Here is a 14,396-nt window from a genome sequence, read left to right on the forward strand (position 1 = left end):
GCGGGGAATTGCCCAGGACGGCACCGCGGGGTCACAGTTCCCGGCGCATGCAGACCCGCGGCCACCGGTCCAGGCCATGTGCCGCCTCGCCTTCACGGATCCTCACCAGACCGGGAGTGAGACTGCTGGCGTCCATGAGCTGGAAACCACAGCGTGCGTAGTAGGGGGCGTTCCATGGGACGTGGGTGAACGTGGTGAGGGTCAGGGCCGGTGCACCCTCGCTCCTGGCGTGGGCCGCCAGATGTTCCAGCAGCGACCGGCCGACACCTCGACGTGCGCTGTCCGGGTGCACTGAGACCTGCTCGACGTGGAGGTTGCCGTCCACCCGGTCGGCGATCAGGTAGGCGACCGGGACGTCGGCGCCGTCGGCCACGACCCAGGCCAGTCCGGCGTGGTGATATGCGGCGAGCTCACCGAGCGGGAGCGGCTCGTCCTCGGCGATCTCCGGCATACCGATGTCCCGGAAGCACTGCCCGGCGGCCCTCTCGATGTCCTGGAGGGCGGGCAGTTCGTCCAGGCGCGCGGCTCGAATACGCATGGACTCATTCTTCACCGCACCCGGATGCCTGCGCCTCTCACGTCAGAACAGGGCGAACGTCGCGTGCCGCGCCTGACGCGGGGCCTGCGGTGGGGAGGGCGGCAAGAGGTCATGCGGTGAACGTCGCCACCAACCAGCTGCCGGCGCCGCCCGGCCGGGCGGAGAAGCGGCGCAGTACTCCGTTCGCGTCGACCCAGTAGAGGGTGCGGCCAGGTGTGGAGCGCGCCGCACCGGGGGCGGCGGTGGACGGGCCCGCGAAGACCGTGACAGGGACGCCTGCCACTCTCTCCCGGCTGAGACGGCGTGCGCCGCTGTGGAGCAGCAGTTGGGCGTTGTCGGGCCGGTCGGCGGCCAGGTTGAGCAGCAGGAGCAGGCTGGTGTCCAGGGTGGACGCGTGGGCGGTGAGCGCGCGCTGGGTCCAGCCGTCGCGGGGTGGGTGCGTGGGGAGGGGGCCGGTCCAGTCGTACCGGACCGCGACGGTGGCGCGGTCCCAGCGCAGCAGGTGGCGTCCGTGTTCCAGAGCCCCGCCGTTGCCCTGGAGGACGGCGAGCCCGGCCCCGTGGCGCCAGTCGAGGCGGCCGGTGAGCTGGGCGGAGTGTCCCTGGACCGGGATGTCGGCGGTGACCTGGGCGGAGCCGCGCCGGTAGTTGGTGAACCGGGTCAGGGCGAGCAGTTCGGCCTGCGGGGCGGTCAGCGCGGGGGTGGTCGTCGCGGTAAGCGGGGCGGGGGTCTTGTCCTGGGTACAGGCGGTGGCGCAGAACAAGAGCGTGAGGCTCAGCGCGATACCCCAGGCCGAAACGGCGGGCGGAGCGGGTCGGCGTGGCAGTCTCATCGGGCGGTCACGTCGTGGCGGCTGCGGGTGGCGAGCAGATCCGGGGCGGGGAGCGGTACGCGATCGGTGTGGACATCGCCGGGCAGGTGAAGGGCGGGGCTGGGGGATGCGGTGCGCGCGTGCGGGAGTTGTGGCTGGGCGGGGGGCGGGACCACGTCCAGGAAGGCGATTCCGGCTGGTGGCGGTGCGGTGCGGGCGGCAGGCGCCGTTGTGGAGGTCCGGCTGTTTCCAGCGGGGCAGGGTGCCGTGCGGGGGAGGTCTTCCGGGAGGGTGCGAGAGAGGGTGTTGCCGTGCAGGCAGTTTCCCTGGCCGGGAGCGCGGACGGACGCCTGGTAGGTGATGTCGATCGCGTTGGCGGACAGGGTGTTGTCCTCCAGCCGGTTGCCCAGGGGAGGTACGTCCTCGTGCGAGGTGAGCACGATGCCGGCGCGTGAGTTGTCGGTGACGCGGTTGCGCAGGAACGTGTTGTGCTGACCGCCGGCGATGCCGACGCCGATCCCGAAGCCGCCGTCGGCCTGCTCGGGCGTGTCGGGTGCGTTGTTGTCGGAGACGAGGTTGCCGGCGACCACGCCGCCGGTCTGGGGTACATACGCTTCCTGGTAATCGGTGTCGATGGTCATGCCGACCCGATTGCGGGTGAAGCGGTTGCGCAGCACCCAGGTGGGTCCGCTGGCGTTGGTGCCTTCGTAGCCGATGGCGTTGTGGTCGGCGATGTTGTCCTGGACGAGGATGTGGCAGGGCTTGCACTGGCCCACGTAGAGGCCTGAGTCGGCGCTGCCGGAGGCGTAGTTGCGCTCGAGCACCCCGTGCCGGGCGTTGAAGGCGTAGATGCCGTAGAGGCCGTTGGCGTGGGCGGTGACGTAGCGGACGCGGAAGCCGTCGAGGGGAGGGAAGCGGGCCGGGTCGAGGTGCTGGTAGCCGTCGCTGCCGCGGGCGAGCCCGCCGGCGGCGTCGCTCATGCCGGTGACGAGGACTCCGTTGAGGAGGTGGTTGCGGACGGTGAGGTTCTCCACGGAGACGCCTTCGGCGGTGACGACGATGCCGTTGGAGCGTCGGCCCTGGCCGTCGATGACGACGCGGTTGCGGTCGGTGCCCCGGAGCACCACGCGGTCGGTGCGCACCCGGACGCTCTCGTGGTACACGCCGGGTGACACGAGCACCAGGTCACCGGGGCGGGCCCGCGTGAGGGCGGCGTTGATCGTGGCCGCCTGTGCCGGCACCCGGATGGTGGCGGGCCCGGTTGAGCGGGCGGGAGCGTGACCGTCGTCGGTGGTGGACAGTCCCGAGCAGCCGCCGCACAGGAGCGCGGCGGCCAGCGCGCCGCCCAACGTCGCGGCGGGCCAACGGCCATGCGCCCAGCGGGCGATGAGCGACATCATGTGCGGTTTCTCCCGATCCGTAAGGGCAGCGAACTTTAGCTTAAAGTGCCCGAATGATTACTGACAGTACTCGACCGGGTGAAGCAGGTACGGAACAGCGGCTGTCGCGGCGCAGGGCGCTGGCGAGGGGCACGGCGGTCACGGTGGCCGCCGGGATCACCGGATACGTGGTCGGTGCGGGCGAACGGCCGGCCGCTTCCCCGGACGACGCCTCGCCGGTGTCCTGCGCGCCGGAGATGGTGACCGTGTCCGCTCGGGGCAGCCGCCAGGCCGGGGTGGACCGTCCGGTGCAGCCCCAACAGCACGTGGTTCTGTCGGTGTACGACCTGCCCGCAGCCGCACACCCGGACGCGCCCGGCAGTGACTTCGTGCGCCGGAACGGGAGGCTGCTGGCGGGGCTGGGCACACGCGTCCTCGAGCTCACCACGCACGGCGGTGATGCCGCCCTCGGCGGTTTCCCGCCGGGGGACCTGACGGTCACCGTCGGAGTGGGTCCGCGCGTCGTGAAAGCGGTGGACAGCACCCTGCCCGGAGCCCGCGAACTCCCCAGTTTCGCCCGGGAGGAGATGTCGGACTCGGCCCGGGGCGGCGACCTGATGGTCCAGGTCTGCGCGTCCGACCCGCAGGTGGTGACGCTGGCCGACGGCGTCCTGAGAGCCTGGCTCCAGGAGCACTCGGCGGTGCCGGGCTGGGCCCAGCAGGGTTTCCGGCCACCCACCCGGCCCGGGGGCGCCGGGCAGCGGGTGCCGATGCGCAACCTGCTGGGCTTCCTTGACGGGATGGTGGTGCCGCGCACCCCCGCGGAACTGGAGCGAGAGGTGTGGCTACCGGGCCCGGGCCGGGTGCGGGGCGGCACGGTCGCGGTTGTGCGGCGCCTGCGGCTGGACGTGGCACGCTTCCTCGCCCAGGAACTCACTCACCAGGAGCGGGCGGTCGGCCGGCGCCGCGAGGACGGTGCCCCGCTCAGCGGCGGTGGCCCGGATGCGCCCATGGATCTGGGCGCGAAGTCCGCGCAGGGCCGGTACCTGGTGCCGGCCATGGCGCACGCGCGGCGGGCCAACCCGAACGGCACGGGCAGCGGGCTGATGCTGCGGCGTGGCTACAGCTACGCCAACGGGCCGGAGGACCGCGGGCTGTTGTTCATCTGCTTCCAGCGTGAACTGCGCACCTTCGTGGCGACGCAGCAGCGGCTGGACGACGGCGACGACCTGTCCGCCTTCGCCACGGCCACCGCCTCCGGCACCTTTCTCGTGCTGCCGGGCTTCTCGGCCGAGCGTCCGCTCGGTGCCCCACTGTTCTCCTGAACCAGGCGAGCACAGGCGGATGTGGGCCGCCGTACGGGCGCGGCCCACATCCTCCCAACTGAACCGGCGGCTGTCAGGTGCCGGCCCACATCCCGGCGTCGAGGTCATGGTCGACCGAGCCGGGCGGGCCGGTCGTCACCTTCGCCACGGCTGTCGGGGCTTGTTCGTCGCCGCCGGTCGGCTCGGCGTCCGAGTTGGTCGCCGGGTCACGGCCCGTGGTGCGCGTCCACATCAGGTCGGCGAGGGTGATGCCGCCCGGCAGGTTGCTGGTGTCGGCGGTGGTCTTGTCGAACTCCACCGTGTAGTCGGTGTTCGGCAGGAGACCGTCGCGGTGGTCGAAGTAGTACTCGCCCTTGGCGTCGGTCTTCTTCGTCGCGATGACGTTGCCGGACGTGTCCTTGAGGGTGACGGTCACGCCGGGGATGCCGAGGGTCTCGTCGTACCTGGCGTTCTGGGTGCCGCCGCCGTCGTCGAGCCAGACCCGGTTGCCGATCTGCACCGGCGGGTCATCACACAGCAGTTCCAGGTCGCCCAGACCATTGGCCTTGCCGAAGCCGCCGTCGGTGGCGTAGACGACCCCGAACCCGTCCTGGGTCGCGTCACGGTGACCCGTCGTGCGGTCGAACCACCCGGCCCCGCCGGAGTTGACGGTTCGATACGGGTCCAGGAAGGTGCTGGCGATCGTGTCCTGCTGCAGCGGCAGCGCGAGCGCGCCCCACGCCGCCTCCCGATGGCCGGTCCCGGTGTAATAGGTGTCGCCGGTGAACCACTCGTTGCCGCCGCGGGGACGCGGACAGTCGGTGCTGCCCTCCCAGTGGTAGGTGCTGTCGGACTTGCGGCAGACCTTGATGATGTCGCCGCCGGTGACGGTGCTCTCCACGGGGCCGTTGGGGTTGGCGTTGGGAATCACCAGCCCGGACTGGTCGCCGAACCGGTCGCGGAAGCCCAGGACCAGGCCGCCGTCACGCTCGATCTCGATGTCGCTGAGCATCGGCTGCGGGTAGGTCACGTTCCCCATGGGGAACTGGGCCAGGTTGTCCCGCGTCCACGGCTTCCAGTCGCCCGGCGTGGGATCGTTGGCCGGGTCGCGGGGGAAGTTCAGTGGTTCGTCGACGATGGGTGCGGCGCCGAACGTGGCAGTGGCCGGGTCGTACGTCCACACCACCGCACGCAGCTTGGTGACATCCTGCGTGCTCTCGGCGGAGCAGACGCCGCCCACATACACCACACCATCGCGCACACCCAGCCCCATCGGCCGCCAGTCACCGGGAGGCGAGCAGGCGGAATCCGGGATCTGGACCGGTGCGCGCTTGGGTGCCCCGGCGGTGGCCTGCGTCGCGTCGTAGGTGTAGAGGTTGCCGTCGTTCATGTTGACGACGTACAGCTCCGAGCCGTCCGAGGACATCTCGATGTCGCCGAGGGACTCCTTGCCGGGCCGGTTGGCGAACGGGGCGTCCACCCGGTTGCCCTGGTTGTGCGGGGTGGTTCCCGCGTTCGGCACCCTGGTGAACACACTGGTGGCGCCGGTTGTCCGGTCGGTCACGTAGATCGCGCCCTGGCCGCCGGGGCCGTACTCGGTGTGGCGCTTGGCGTAGGCGCCGGAGAAGAGCCGCTTGTCCTTCTTGCGGTAGGCCAGCCCGTACAGGGCGCCGGTGTCCTGGACGGTGGCGATCGGCTTCGGGTTCGTGGTGCTGCCCTGGGTGTCACCGCGGGAGTTGTACGGGAAGGTGACCAGCGTCTTCTGGCCCGGCTTGGTCGCCGCCTGCTGGCAGGCCGTGACCAGGGTCGGGTTGTCCTGGCAGTAGTCGTCGGGATTCCAAACGGCCAGGTCGAGCGTGGCGTCCTGTCCCTCTTCCAGGTTCACGTAGTTGAGGTGGGAGGACAATCCCGTGCCGGCGAACGCCGGTTGCAGGAACCCGGTGCCGGTGGCCGGGTCGAACTTGTTCGGCCAGTCGACCAGCTCGACCTTGTACTTTCCCCTGGAGCGCCTCCAGGTGTCGAAGTCGATGGTGACGCTCCCGTCGGGACCGACCGGATAGGTCCGCGTCTCCCCCGAATGGTCGCTCGTGACGCGAATGGTCGCGCCGCCCAGGGCGGTCTGGATCTGCGGGTTGAGAGTGCCCTTCGCGGCGAACTCCCTGAACACATTGACCGTCAGCTTGCCCTCACCGGGTTGGGCGGAGGCCGGGGTGGCGGGGGCAAGCATGAGGCCGGCACAGCTCAGTGCCAGCACCGCCCGCCAGACTGTTCGTCTGCTCACGTAATTCCCATCTCTGCCTCGCTCTTGCCTTGGAGTGGGGCCCAAAGCGGCTTTCGCTCGAGGCACCGGGTGTTCAGCGGCGTTCGGCAGGACAGGCGCAGGTCAGGCCTCGGATTCCAGGCCGGTCACAAGCCCCCCGGGACAACGCGACCACGCGCGCCCCACCACAGCCACATCGTTAGCTCAGAGTAACAAGACACACACAGATTGTGACCATAGGCTGAATGGGTGACCCATTGCCCTGTTGAGCTGAGGGGTGCCGGGGGCGACTGCCCGATCACTCGTGGATCACGTGCTTCTTACCACTCGATCCCGTGTCGTTCGGCCGCTGGGTTCTCGCCTTCGTGCCACATGTCGGGTCACCATGGGTCCACCCTGCTGAGAGGACGCCATGCCCGCCGACGGCCCGTACGAGATCCTGGACGACCACTTCAGTGCCGGACGCTGGGCGAACGGCGACAGCAGGCTGGAGGTGCTGTACGACGGTTGCCGCTGGGCCGAGGGGCCGGTGTACGTCCCCGCGTGGCGCCAACTGGTCTGGAGCGACATCCCGAACGACCGCCTCCTGCGCTGGGACGAGGCCACCGGCACCGTCGGCGTCTTCCGCACCCCGGCCGGCAACAGCAACGGCAACACCCTCGACCGACAGGGCCGCCTGGTCAGCTGCGAGCAGGGCAACCGCCGGGTCACCCGCACCGAGCCCGACGGGAGCGTGACCGTCCTCGCCGACCGGTACGCCGGCAAGAAGCTCAACAGCCCGAACGACTCCGTCGTACGCTCCGACGGCACGATCTGGTTCTCCGACCCGGACTTCGGCATCATCAGCGACTATGAGGGCCATCGCGCCGAATCCGAGATCGGCGCGTGCAACGTGTACCGGATCGACCCCGCGACGGGCGACGTGCACCTCGCCGCCGACGGCTTCGAGGGACCCAACGGCGTCATCCTGTCCGCTGACGAGAAACGGCTGTACGTCTCCGACTCGCGGGCCGCCCGGATCGACGTGTTCGACGTTCGTGAGGACGGCACGCTCACCGACCGGAAGGTGTTCGCCGAGGCGAGGGGCGACGTCCACTTCGACAACATCCGCTTCGACGACGAGGGCCGCCTGTGGGCCGCCGCCCTCGGCGACGGCATCCACTGCTACGCCCCCGACGGCACCCTCATCGGCCGACTGCGCGTGCCCGAGCCCGTCTCCAACGTCACCTTCGGCGGCCCGAAGAACAACCGCCTGTTCATCACCGCGACCACGTCCCTGTACTCGCTGGTGATGTCGGTGACAGGGGCTCCGCGTCTCTAGATGATCGATTCCAAGGGGTCAGTGGCCGTTGGCAGTGTGGGCCGGTCGCCTCTCTTGATCTCAACCGTGCTTGAGGTAGCACCATCGTCCGCATGAACACGGAGTCCCCGGCGCACGCCGCAGACATCGAAGCCGTCAAGCAGGTCGTTGCCACCGTCGAGCACTCCCAGCAACACAAGGACCCCGACGAATTCCTCGCCCTCTTCCACCCCGACGCGGTCTGGACGACGGGCCACGGCAAGGTTCTCATCGGCCTCGAAGCGATCTCGGAGTTCACCCGGAAGGTGCTCCCCGCGGCCGGCTGGGACGGCAAGGTCAGCTACGAGGTGGTCCACGTGCTCTTCATCCGCCCGGACGTCGCGGCGGTCAAGGTGCGTCAGCGCTACCTGTCCCCGGACGACGAGAGCGAGGGTGCTCCGCTGTACGTGATGACCAAGCAGGACGACGGCCGCTGGCTGCTGACCGCCTGCCAGAACACGCAGGTCGTCATCGACTGATCTTTTCGGACAGACTGGCTGCACGCTGACCCTTTGGAATCGATCATCCAGGAGGCGCTGCGAGAGGTGCCGCTCACGCCGGTGTCGCCGCACCGACCCTCGCCGTACCGAGTTCCGTCAGACCGACCCCCGTCGTACTCGCCCGCTCCACCAACCGCGTCGACAGCTCCGTACGGGTGCTCTCCGGGCGGTCCCCTTCCATCATCCGGACCAGAAGTCGTAGCGCCGTCGCCGCCATCTCCGACAGTGGCTGCCGGACCGTCGTGAGGGCCGGAGTGAGCCAGCGGGCCTCGGGGAGGTCGTCGAAACCGACGACGCTCATGTCCTCGGGAACTCGCAGACCCCGCTCCGACAGGGCCGCGTAGACACCGAGCGCCATGCGGTCCGAGCAGACGAAGACGGCCGTGGGCGGCTCGGGCAGGTCGAGGAGTTCCAGCATGCGGCGGCGGGCGACGCTCTCGTCGAAACCGGCGTGGCGAACGTACTCGGGGCGGATCCGGACCCCGGCGGACGCCAGCGCCGAGCGGTAGCCGGAGACCCGGGCGCTGCTGCACATCTTGCGCTGGTGGCCCGCGATCACGGCGATCCGCTCATGGCCAAGGGCCAGCATATGCTCGGTCGCCGTCACCCCGCCCTGCCAGTTCGCGGCCCCGACCGACACCACGCCCGCCGGAGGTTCCAGCACCGGGTCGATCAGTACGTACGGAATGCTGTGCTGGTCGAGCCAGGCGTACTGCGAATCGGTGAGCTCGGCCAGGTTGAACAGCACGCCGGAGGAGCCGCGGGCGATGAGCTTGTCGAGCCAGCCTCGTTCGGGGCGGCTGCTGCGGGTCCGGGTCAGGCCGGCCGACACCACCACCTCCAGGCCCGCGTCGTGGGCCGCCGCCTCCACCCCGTGCAGCACCGCCCCCGACCAGGAACTGTCCAGCGAGTGCACCACCAGGTCGACCAGTCCCGACGACTTCGCCGCGTCGAACCTGGGTCTGCGGACGTAGCCGAGCCGGTCCAGGGCCTCCGTGACCCGTCGCCGGGTCTCGGGAGCCACGTCCTCACGGCCGTTGACCACCTTCGAGGCGGTCGGCACGGACACCCCGGCCTCGCGGGCCACGACCGCCAGGGTCGGCCCGGCCGCCACGCTCGCACTCCCCGTACGGACCATCGGGAACCACCTCTCCGGCCCGCCCGTGGGCCATGAAAAGTTTCGACAGGGCGGAAATAGTAAGCGCTTCCTACCCTAGGTTCACCGGGCGAAGTCGGGAAGGGGCCGGACTTCGCAGGTCCGTACGGGCCTGAACTTTCGAAACTTCGAACGGGGCGAGGGTGAGCACGCCGCAGCGCTACCGGCAGGTGAGCCGAAACCCGGTGAAGTCGGCCGAGAACGCCGCGTCGACGAGGTCCACGGCATGGATGCCGGCCATCGAGCCGGTGAAGCGCAGCTTGGTCCCGTAGTCGTCGGAGAGTTCGGTGAAGTCCAGCGGCGGCCCCACCGGTGTCCGCACCCCGCTCCGCACGTACCAGAACCGCGCGTCCGAACCGTCGACCGTGACACCGAGGGTCAACGGCCCTTCCGAGGCGACGTCGACCACGGCCACCTGTCGGGTCACGGACTCCTCCCGCGCCACCAGACTGAGGACCGTACGGCCCTCCCCGCTCCACTGCTGTCCCCGCTGCCCCTCACCCTCCGGCTCCGCCCAGGTCAGGTCGAGGGCGAGATACGCCTCGGCGCTGTACCAGAGCATCAGCCCGGCCGCCTGCGTGAACGTGCGTGGACTCGCTTCGACGGTGACCTCCGCCTCGGCCCGGTGCTCGGTGACGCGCTGGGCGAGCAGGCTGTGCGCCCAGCGCGACTCGGGCCCGTGCCGGCCGCGCAGCCGGATCCAGCCGGGCCGGGTCGTGGCGTCCGCCCAGGAGGAGTCGGGGGTGGCGCGCGGGGAGCTCCAGGGCCAGCCCAACGGGTCGGTTTGGTCCGGTAGTTGAGGCAGAGGCCCACCTGAATTCGTCGGTGCCTCCCGTGCCTCCCGTTCTTCGACTGCATCGAGTGCGTCGCATACGTCGATCTCGACCTGGACCTCCGGATGCGGACCCCCGTGCCGCATCCGGGGCCAGCCTTCCGCGTCCCAGGTCACCGCCTGGATCGCCGTCTCGCGGCCGAGCGGGCAGCGCGGGCCGTCGGGTGTGCTGACCGGGCGGGCCGTGAGATGGCTCAACACCCAGTCACCTCCCGGTGTTCGCACCAGTTCGCCGTGGCCCGCCTTCTGCAGCGGCAGCGACGGGTCGTCCCTGGACGTCAGCAGCGGACGGTCGTCGAGCTCGTACGGACCGGTCAGCTCACGCGCCCGTGCCACCCGTACCCCGTGCTCGAACCCGGTGCCGCCTTCCGCCAGGACCAGGTAGTACCAGCCCTCGCGCCGGACCACCTTCGGCCCCTCGATGAGCCGTTCGTGCTGGAGCAGCAGGTGTGTGCCGCCGACCGGACTCAGCGTGTCGCGGTCCAGCTCGGTCAGGACGATCCCGGCGAAGCGTCTGCCGCCCGGGCGGTGGTCGTTCTGGAGGTTCAGCAGCCACAGCCTGCCCCCCTCGTGGAAGAGCGCGGGGTCGAAGCCATGGCTCGCCACCCGGCGCGGCGCGCTCCACATGCCGTCCACGTCCGTGGCCGTACTGACATACGTGTCCGTGTCGAAGTACGGCGTGCCGACCGAGCGGACGATCGCGTACGTCACCCAGAAACGCTCCCCGTCCCAGCTCAGCGACGGCGCCCAGATGCCGCCCGAGTCGGGGACCCCGGCCAGTGAGCCGCCGGGGGCCGCCCCTCGCACATGCCCCGCGTACTCCCAGTGCGCCAGGTCCCGGGAGCGGTGGATCGGGATCGTGGGGAACCACTCGAAGGAACTCGTCGCCACGTAGTACCAGTCGCCGACCCGGATCAGGGACGGGTCGGGGGCGAACCCCCGGATGACGGGATTGTGCAGACGGGTCACGCCAAGGCCCCCTGGATCACGGTCACTTGAGCGCTCCCAGCGTCACGCCCGTCCGCCAGTAACGGCGCATCGCGACCATCATGATCGCCATCGGCACGATGGACAGCAGCGCGCCCGTCAGGACGAGACTCGTCAGGTCGACACCGGACTCCAGGCGTTTGCCGGACCAGTTGTACAGGCCCAGGTTCAGGGTCCAGTTCTCCTCGCCGCGCAGCACGGTCAACGGGAGGAAGAAGGCGTTCCAGGTGTTCACGAACGCGAGCAGGAAAACCGTCGCGCCACCGGTCGTCATCATCCGCAGCACGATGCTGAAGAAGATCCGCAGCTCTCCGGCGCCGTCGATACGGGCCGCCTCCAGGAGCTCGAAGGGGATGGTGGCCTCGGTGTACACCTTGGCGAGGTACACACTGAACGGGTTGATCAGGCAGGGGATCAGCATCGCCCAGACCGTGTCGACCAGGCCGATCTCCGAGAACAGCAGGTACAGCGGCAGCGTGAGCAGGGCGATCGGGATCAGGAACGAGCCCACCACGCACGCGAACACCAGGTTGCGGCCGGGGAAGTCGAAGCGTGCCAGGCCGTAGCCGGTGGCGAGGGCGAGCAGGGTGCCGCCGAGGGAGCCGACTCCCGCATAGAGGAACGAGTTGGCCGTCCAGCGCAGGAAGATGCCGTTCTCGTAGGTGAACAGCTGGTGCAGGTTGTCCCAGAGGTGCCAGCCGGAGAACCATAGGCCGTTCGACTGGTAGAGCCCCGTGCGGTCCTTGGTGGAGGCGACGATCAGCCACCACACCGGGAACAGGCTGTAGACGCTGGCCAGGATCAGTCCGACCAGGAGGAAGCGCTGGCCGCCGCGACCACGCGCGGCGGGGTCCGGCTGGGTGAGCCGGCGGACGGCGTCCGTCGCGGGCCGCTCGGTCGCGCTGTCGGTCATCACCATCAGTCCACCTCCTTCGAGGTCAGCCGGTAGAAGAGGAAGGAGGCCACGCCGAGGATCAGGGCGAGCAGCACCGACAGGGCGGCGGCGTAGTGGTAGTTGCCGGCGTTGAACGCCTGGTTGTAGATGATCATGATCGGGGTGAAGCTGTCGCTGACCGTCTGCGGGGTGATGTTCCGGAACAGCGCGGGCTCGTTGAAGATCTGCAGCATCTGGATGACCGAGAGCATGCCGGTCAGCACCAGCGCGCCCCGCACATACGGGATCTTGATGCTGAGCGCGATCCGCCGCTCGGAGGCGCCGTCCAGACGCGCGGCCTCGAACAGTTCGCGAGGCACGCCCTGGAGCGCCGAGTAGATGATCACCATGTTGTAGCCGATGCCGTGCCAGGTCAGCAGGTTGCCGATGGACGACCACACCATCGAGGGCGCGAAGAAGTTCCAGGAGAACCCGAACACCTCGCCCAGCGGGGTCAGCGGGCCGACATCGGGGCTGTAGAGATTGATCCAGACGACGGCGGCGACCACGCCGGGGATCATGTACGGCACCAGCAGCACGATCCGGAACCGGCTCGCCGCCTTGGAGGTCAGGGCGTCCAGGAGCAGCGCCAGCACCAGGCTGATGAGCAGCATCACCGGGATCTGCACACAGGCGAACAGCACCACCCGCAGGACGGAACCCATGAACGCCGAGTCGGTCAGGCCCTGCCGGTAGTTGTCGAGGCCGGAGAACTCCTCCGTGGAGCCGCCGAGGCCCAGTCCGGACTGCTGCACCCGGAACAGCGACTGGTAGACGGCGTAGCCGATCGGAAGCAGGTACAGGAAGACGAAGCCGAGCTGGAAGGGCACCGTGAAGGCGGCGCCCTTCCAGCGCAGGGAGCGAATCATCGTGGGTTGCCTCAGCCCTTGACGCTGATGCCGCGGGACTTGAGGTCCTTGACCGTCCACTCCTGCATGTGCGCCAGGAGGTCGGTGACCTTCTCCTGCTTGTTGACGACCTTGGCCCAGCCCGCCTGCATCTCGGTGAACATCGCCGTCCAGTCCGGGCCGAAGACCCAGTCGGTGGTGACCGTGTTGAGGCTGTCGGTGACGGTCTTCTTGGCCGGCTCGTAGTTCTTGCCGAGCAGCTTGTCGGAGATCGCGTCACCGACGTAGGTGTCGCTGTTCTTCAGCGCCGGCATCACGCCGTTGCCGGTGGTCGGGCTGGCCATTGTCTTGACGGCGCCGGTGTCGGTGGACATCCACAGCGCGGCCTCGGCTGCCTGCTCCTGGTTCTTGCAGCCCTTCGTCACCAGGGTCACGCTGCCGGTGAGGTTGGTGCCGGCCGGAGTCTTGGGCGCCTCGCCGGTGAACGTCGGCCAGGGGGTGAGGGCCCACTTGCCGAAGGACTTGGTGAAGTTCTGCACCATGCCGGCCATCTGCCAGGTGGAGATCTGCCGGGTGGCGGTGTCTCCGTTGTCGTAGCTGCGCTGCACGGCCGCGTAGTCGGCGAACGACAGCTTGGCGTTCAGGTCGTTGTCGATGATCTCCTGGATCACCTTGGCGGCCTTCAGTGTGCCCTCGTCCTGGAAGTTCACCTTCCAGGAGTTGCCGTCGATGGCGTACCAGTGCGCCCCGGCCTGCATCGCGAGCACCTCCAGGGTGCTCGGGTCCTCACCGGCGTAATTGGTGATCTTGACGCCGTGCTTCTTCAGCTCCTTGCCCGCGGCGATGAACTCGTCCCAGGTCGTCGGCGCCTTGATGCCGTACTTCTGGAAGAGGTCGGTGCGGTAGATCGTGAAGTTGGGGGAGGAGCTGGTGGGGACGCCGTACATCTTGCCCTGCACCTCGGCGCTCGCCCAGGAACCGGCGTTGAACTTGTCCTTGTCCGCCTCGACGTACTTCGTTATGTCGGCGAGCGCGTCCTGCGAGACCCAGCTCGTGACGTACTCCGCCGTGTTCTGCACCAGGCAGGGAGCGTTGCCGGCCTTCACCGCGTTGGTCAGCTGCTTCTGCATGGTCAGCTGGTCGGTGACCTTCGTGTACTTCAGCTGGATGTCCTTGTGGGAGGCGTTGAACGCCTTGACGACCGCCTCCTGGCCGTTGGCCCAGCCCCAGAAGGGGAGGGTGACCGGGCCGGAGGAGTCGGAGCCCCCCGAGTCGGATCCTCCGCCGCACGCGGAGAGCAGACCTGACAGCGCGAGTCCCGCTACGGCGGTGCGGGCGAACCTTCTCCGGCGGCTGGTGAAGTTCATCTGACCGTGTTCCTTCGGGAAGTAGGGCTCAGGGAGGGGGAGGGGGTGACGGCTGGGTGTCGGCCGGGAACGGCGGCCGGAGAATCCATCGGCTCGCGGTTGCGGGGGTTCGGCCAAGCAGAAGCTGTAGTAAGCGGTTGC

Annotated in this window: 12 protein-coding genes; 3 read left to right on the top strand and 9 right to left on the bottom strand. The window is 69.2% G+C overall.

Annotation, left to right across the window (positions count from 1 at the left end; translation table 11 throughout):
- Window positions 1-31 precede the first annotated feature (31 nt).
- From ABZ027_RS02025 to ABZ027_RS02035, 3 genes are all read right to left on the bottom strand, one after another.
- The gene (locus ABZ027_RS02025; protein ID WP_356763341.1) at window positions 32-538 is read right to left on the bottom strand and encodes a GNAT family N-acetyltransferase; all 507 of its coding nucleotides are present in this window, start codon (window positions 536-538) and stop codon (window positions 32-34) included.
- Window positions 539-647: 109 nt separating this feature from the next.
- The gene (locus tag ABZ027_RS02030; RefSeq protein ID WP_356763343.1) at window positions 648-1,370 is read right to left on the bottom strand and encodes a hypothetical protein; all 723 of its coding nucleotides are present in this window, start codon (window positions 1,368-1,370) and stop codon (window positions 648-650) included.
- A complete protein-coding gene (locus ABZ027_RS02035; protein ID WP_356763345.1) occupies window positions 1,367-2,749 on the bottom strand; it encodes a right-handed parallel beta-helix repeat-containing protein in 1,383 nt (460 codons plus the stop codon). Before ABZ027_RS02035 ends, ABZ027_RS02030 begins: the two co-directional genes overlap by 4 nt.
- A 53-nt stretch (window positions 2,750-2,802) precedes the next feature.
- Here ABZ027_RS02035 and ABZ027_RS02040 point away from each other — a divergent pair, with 53 nt between their 5' ends.
- Complete coding sequence (locus ABZ027_RS02040) at window positions 2,803-4,053, top strand: Dyp-type peroxidase (protein ID WP_356763347.1); 1,251 nt, start codon at window positions 2,803-2,805, stop codon at window positions 4,051-4,053.
- A 73-nt stretch (window positions 4,054-4,126) separates the two neighbouring features.
- On the opposite strand, the gene ABZ027_RS02045 is transcribed toward ABZ027_RS02040, so the two are convergent.
- Window positions 4,127-6,313: an SdrD B-like domain-containing protein gene (locus tag ABZ027_RS02045; RefSeq protein ID WP_356763349.1), complete on the bottom strand. Its 2,187-nt coding sequence runs from the start codon at window positions 6,311-6,313 to the stop codon at window positions 4,127-4,129.
- Window positions 6,314-6,704: 391 nt separating this feature from the next.
- Between ABZ027_RS02045 and ABZ027_RS02050 the strand changes: the two genes are divergently transcribed.
- Together ABZ027_RS02050 and ABZ027_RS02055 are read left to right on the top strand one after the other, a co-directional pair.
- Window positions 6,705-7,613 (top strand): SMP-30/gluconolactonase/LRE family protein, encoded by a 909-nt coding sequence (locus tag ABZ027_RS02050; RefSeq protein WP_356763351.1) that lies wholly within the window; start codon window positions 6,705-6,707, stop codon window positions 7,611-7,613.
- 92 nt (window positions 7,614-7,705) lie between these two features.
- Window positions 7,706-8,110 carry an SgcJ/EcaC family oxidoreductase gene (locus tag ABZ027_RS02055; RefSeq protein WP_356763353.1) on the top strand — a complete coding sequence of 135 codons (405 nt, stop codon included), beginning with the start codon at window positions 7,706-7,708 and terminating at the stop codon, window positions 8,108-8,110.
- Between the two features lie 73 nt (window positions 8,111-8,183).
- Here the strand turns inward: ABZ027_RS02055 and ABZ027_RS02060 are convergent, their stop codons facing one another.
- From ABZ027_RS02060 to ABZ027_RS02080, 5 genes are all read right to left on the bottom strand, one after another.
- The gene (locus ABZ027_RS02060; RefSeq protein WP_356763355.1) at window positions 8,184-9,269 is read right to left on the bottom strand and encodes a substrate-binding domain-containing protein; all 1,086 of its coding nucleotides are present in this window, start codon (window positions 9,267-9,269) and stop codon (window positions 8,184-8,186) included.
- Between the two features lie 178 nt (window positions 9,270-9,447).
- The gene (locus tag ABZ027_RS02065; RefSeq protein ID WP_356763357.1) at window positions 9,448-11,088 is read right to left on the bottom strand and encodes a family 43 glycosylhydrolase; all 1,641 of its coding nucleotides are present in this window, start codon (window positions 11,086-11,088) and stop codon (window positions 9,448-9,450) included.
- 22 nt (window positions 11,089-11,110) lie between these two features.
- Complete coding sequence (locus tag ABZ027_RS02070) at window positions 11,111-12,025, bottom strand: carbohydrate ABC transporter permease (protein WP_356763359.1); 915 nt, start codon at window positions 12,023-12,025, stop codon at window positions 11,111-11,113.
- A complete protein-coding gene (locus ABZ027_RS02075; protein ID WP_356763361.1) occupies window positions 12,025-12,909 on the bottom strand; it encodes a sugar ABC transporter permease in 885 nt (294 codons plus the stop codon). The genes ABZ027_RS02070 and ABZ027_RS02075 overlap by 1 nt, the downstream gene beginning before the upstream one ends.
- An 11-nt stretch (window positions 12,910-12,920) precedes the next feature.
- The gene (locus ABZ027_RS02080; RefSeq protein ID WP_356763363.1) at window positions 12,921-14,255 is read right to left on the bottom strand and encodes an extracellular solute-binding protein; all 1,335 of its coding nucleotides are present in this window, start codon (window positions 14,253-14,255) and stop codon (window positions 12,921-12,923) included.
- Between the last annotated feature and the right edge of the window lie 141 nt (window positions 14,256-14,396).

Source organism: Streptomyces sp. NPDC006332 (assembly GCF_040612855.1).
Taxonomy (GTDB): domain Bacteria; phylum Actinomycetota; class Actinomycetes; order Streptomycetales; family Streptomycetaceae; genus Streptomyces.

Bases quoted from the DNA above. Each gene is read 5' to 3' on its own strand.
- ABZ027_RS02025 (WP_356763341.1), bottom strand. From the start codon at position 538: ATGCGTATTCGAGCCGCGCGCCTGGACGAACTGCCCGCCCTCCAGGAC.
- ABZ027_RS02030 (WP_356763343.1), bottom strand. From the start codon at position 1,370: ATGAGACTGCCACGCCGACCCGCTCCGCCCGCCGTTTCGGCCTGGGGT.
- ABZ027_RS02035 (WP_356763345.1), bottom strand. From the start codon at position 2,749: ATGATGTCGCTCATCGCCCGCTGGGCGCATGGCCGTTGGCCCGCCGCG.
- ABZ027_RS02040 (WP_356763347.1), top strand. From the start codon at position 2,803: ATGATTACTGACAGTACTCGACCGGGTGAAGCAGGTACGGAACAGCGG.
- ABZ027_RS02050 (WP_356763351.1), top strand. From the start codon at position 6,705: ATGCCCGCCGACGGCCCGTACGAGATCCTGGACGACCACTTCAGTGCC.
- ABZ027_RS02055 (WP_356763353.1), top strand. From the start codon at position 7,706: ATGAACACGGAGTCCCCGGCGCACGCCGCAGACATCGAAGCCGTCAAG.
- ABZ027_RS02060 (WP_356763355.1), bottom strand. From the start codon at position 9,269: ATGGTCCGTACGGGGAGTGCGAGCGTGGCGGCCGGGCCGACCCTGGCG.
- ABZ027_RS02070 (WP_356763359.1), bottom strand. From the start codon at position 12,025: ATGGTGATGACCGACAGCGCGACCGAGCGGCCCGCGACGGACGCCGTC.
- ABZ027_RS02075 (WP_356763361.1), bottom strand. From the start codon at position 12,909: ATGATTCGCTCCCTGCGCTGGAAGGGCGCCGCCTTCACGGTGCCCTTC.
- ABZ027_RS02080 (WP_356763363.1), bottom strand. From the start codon at position 14,255: ATGAACTTCACCAGCCGCCGGAGAAGGTTCGCCCGCACCGCCGTAGCG.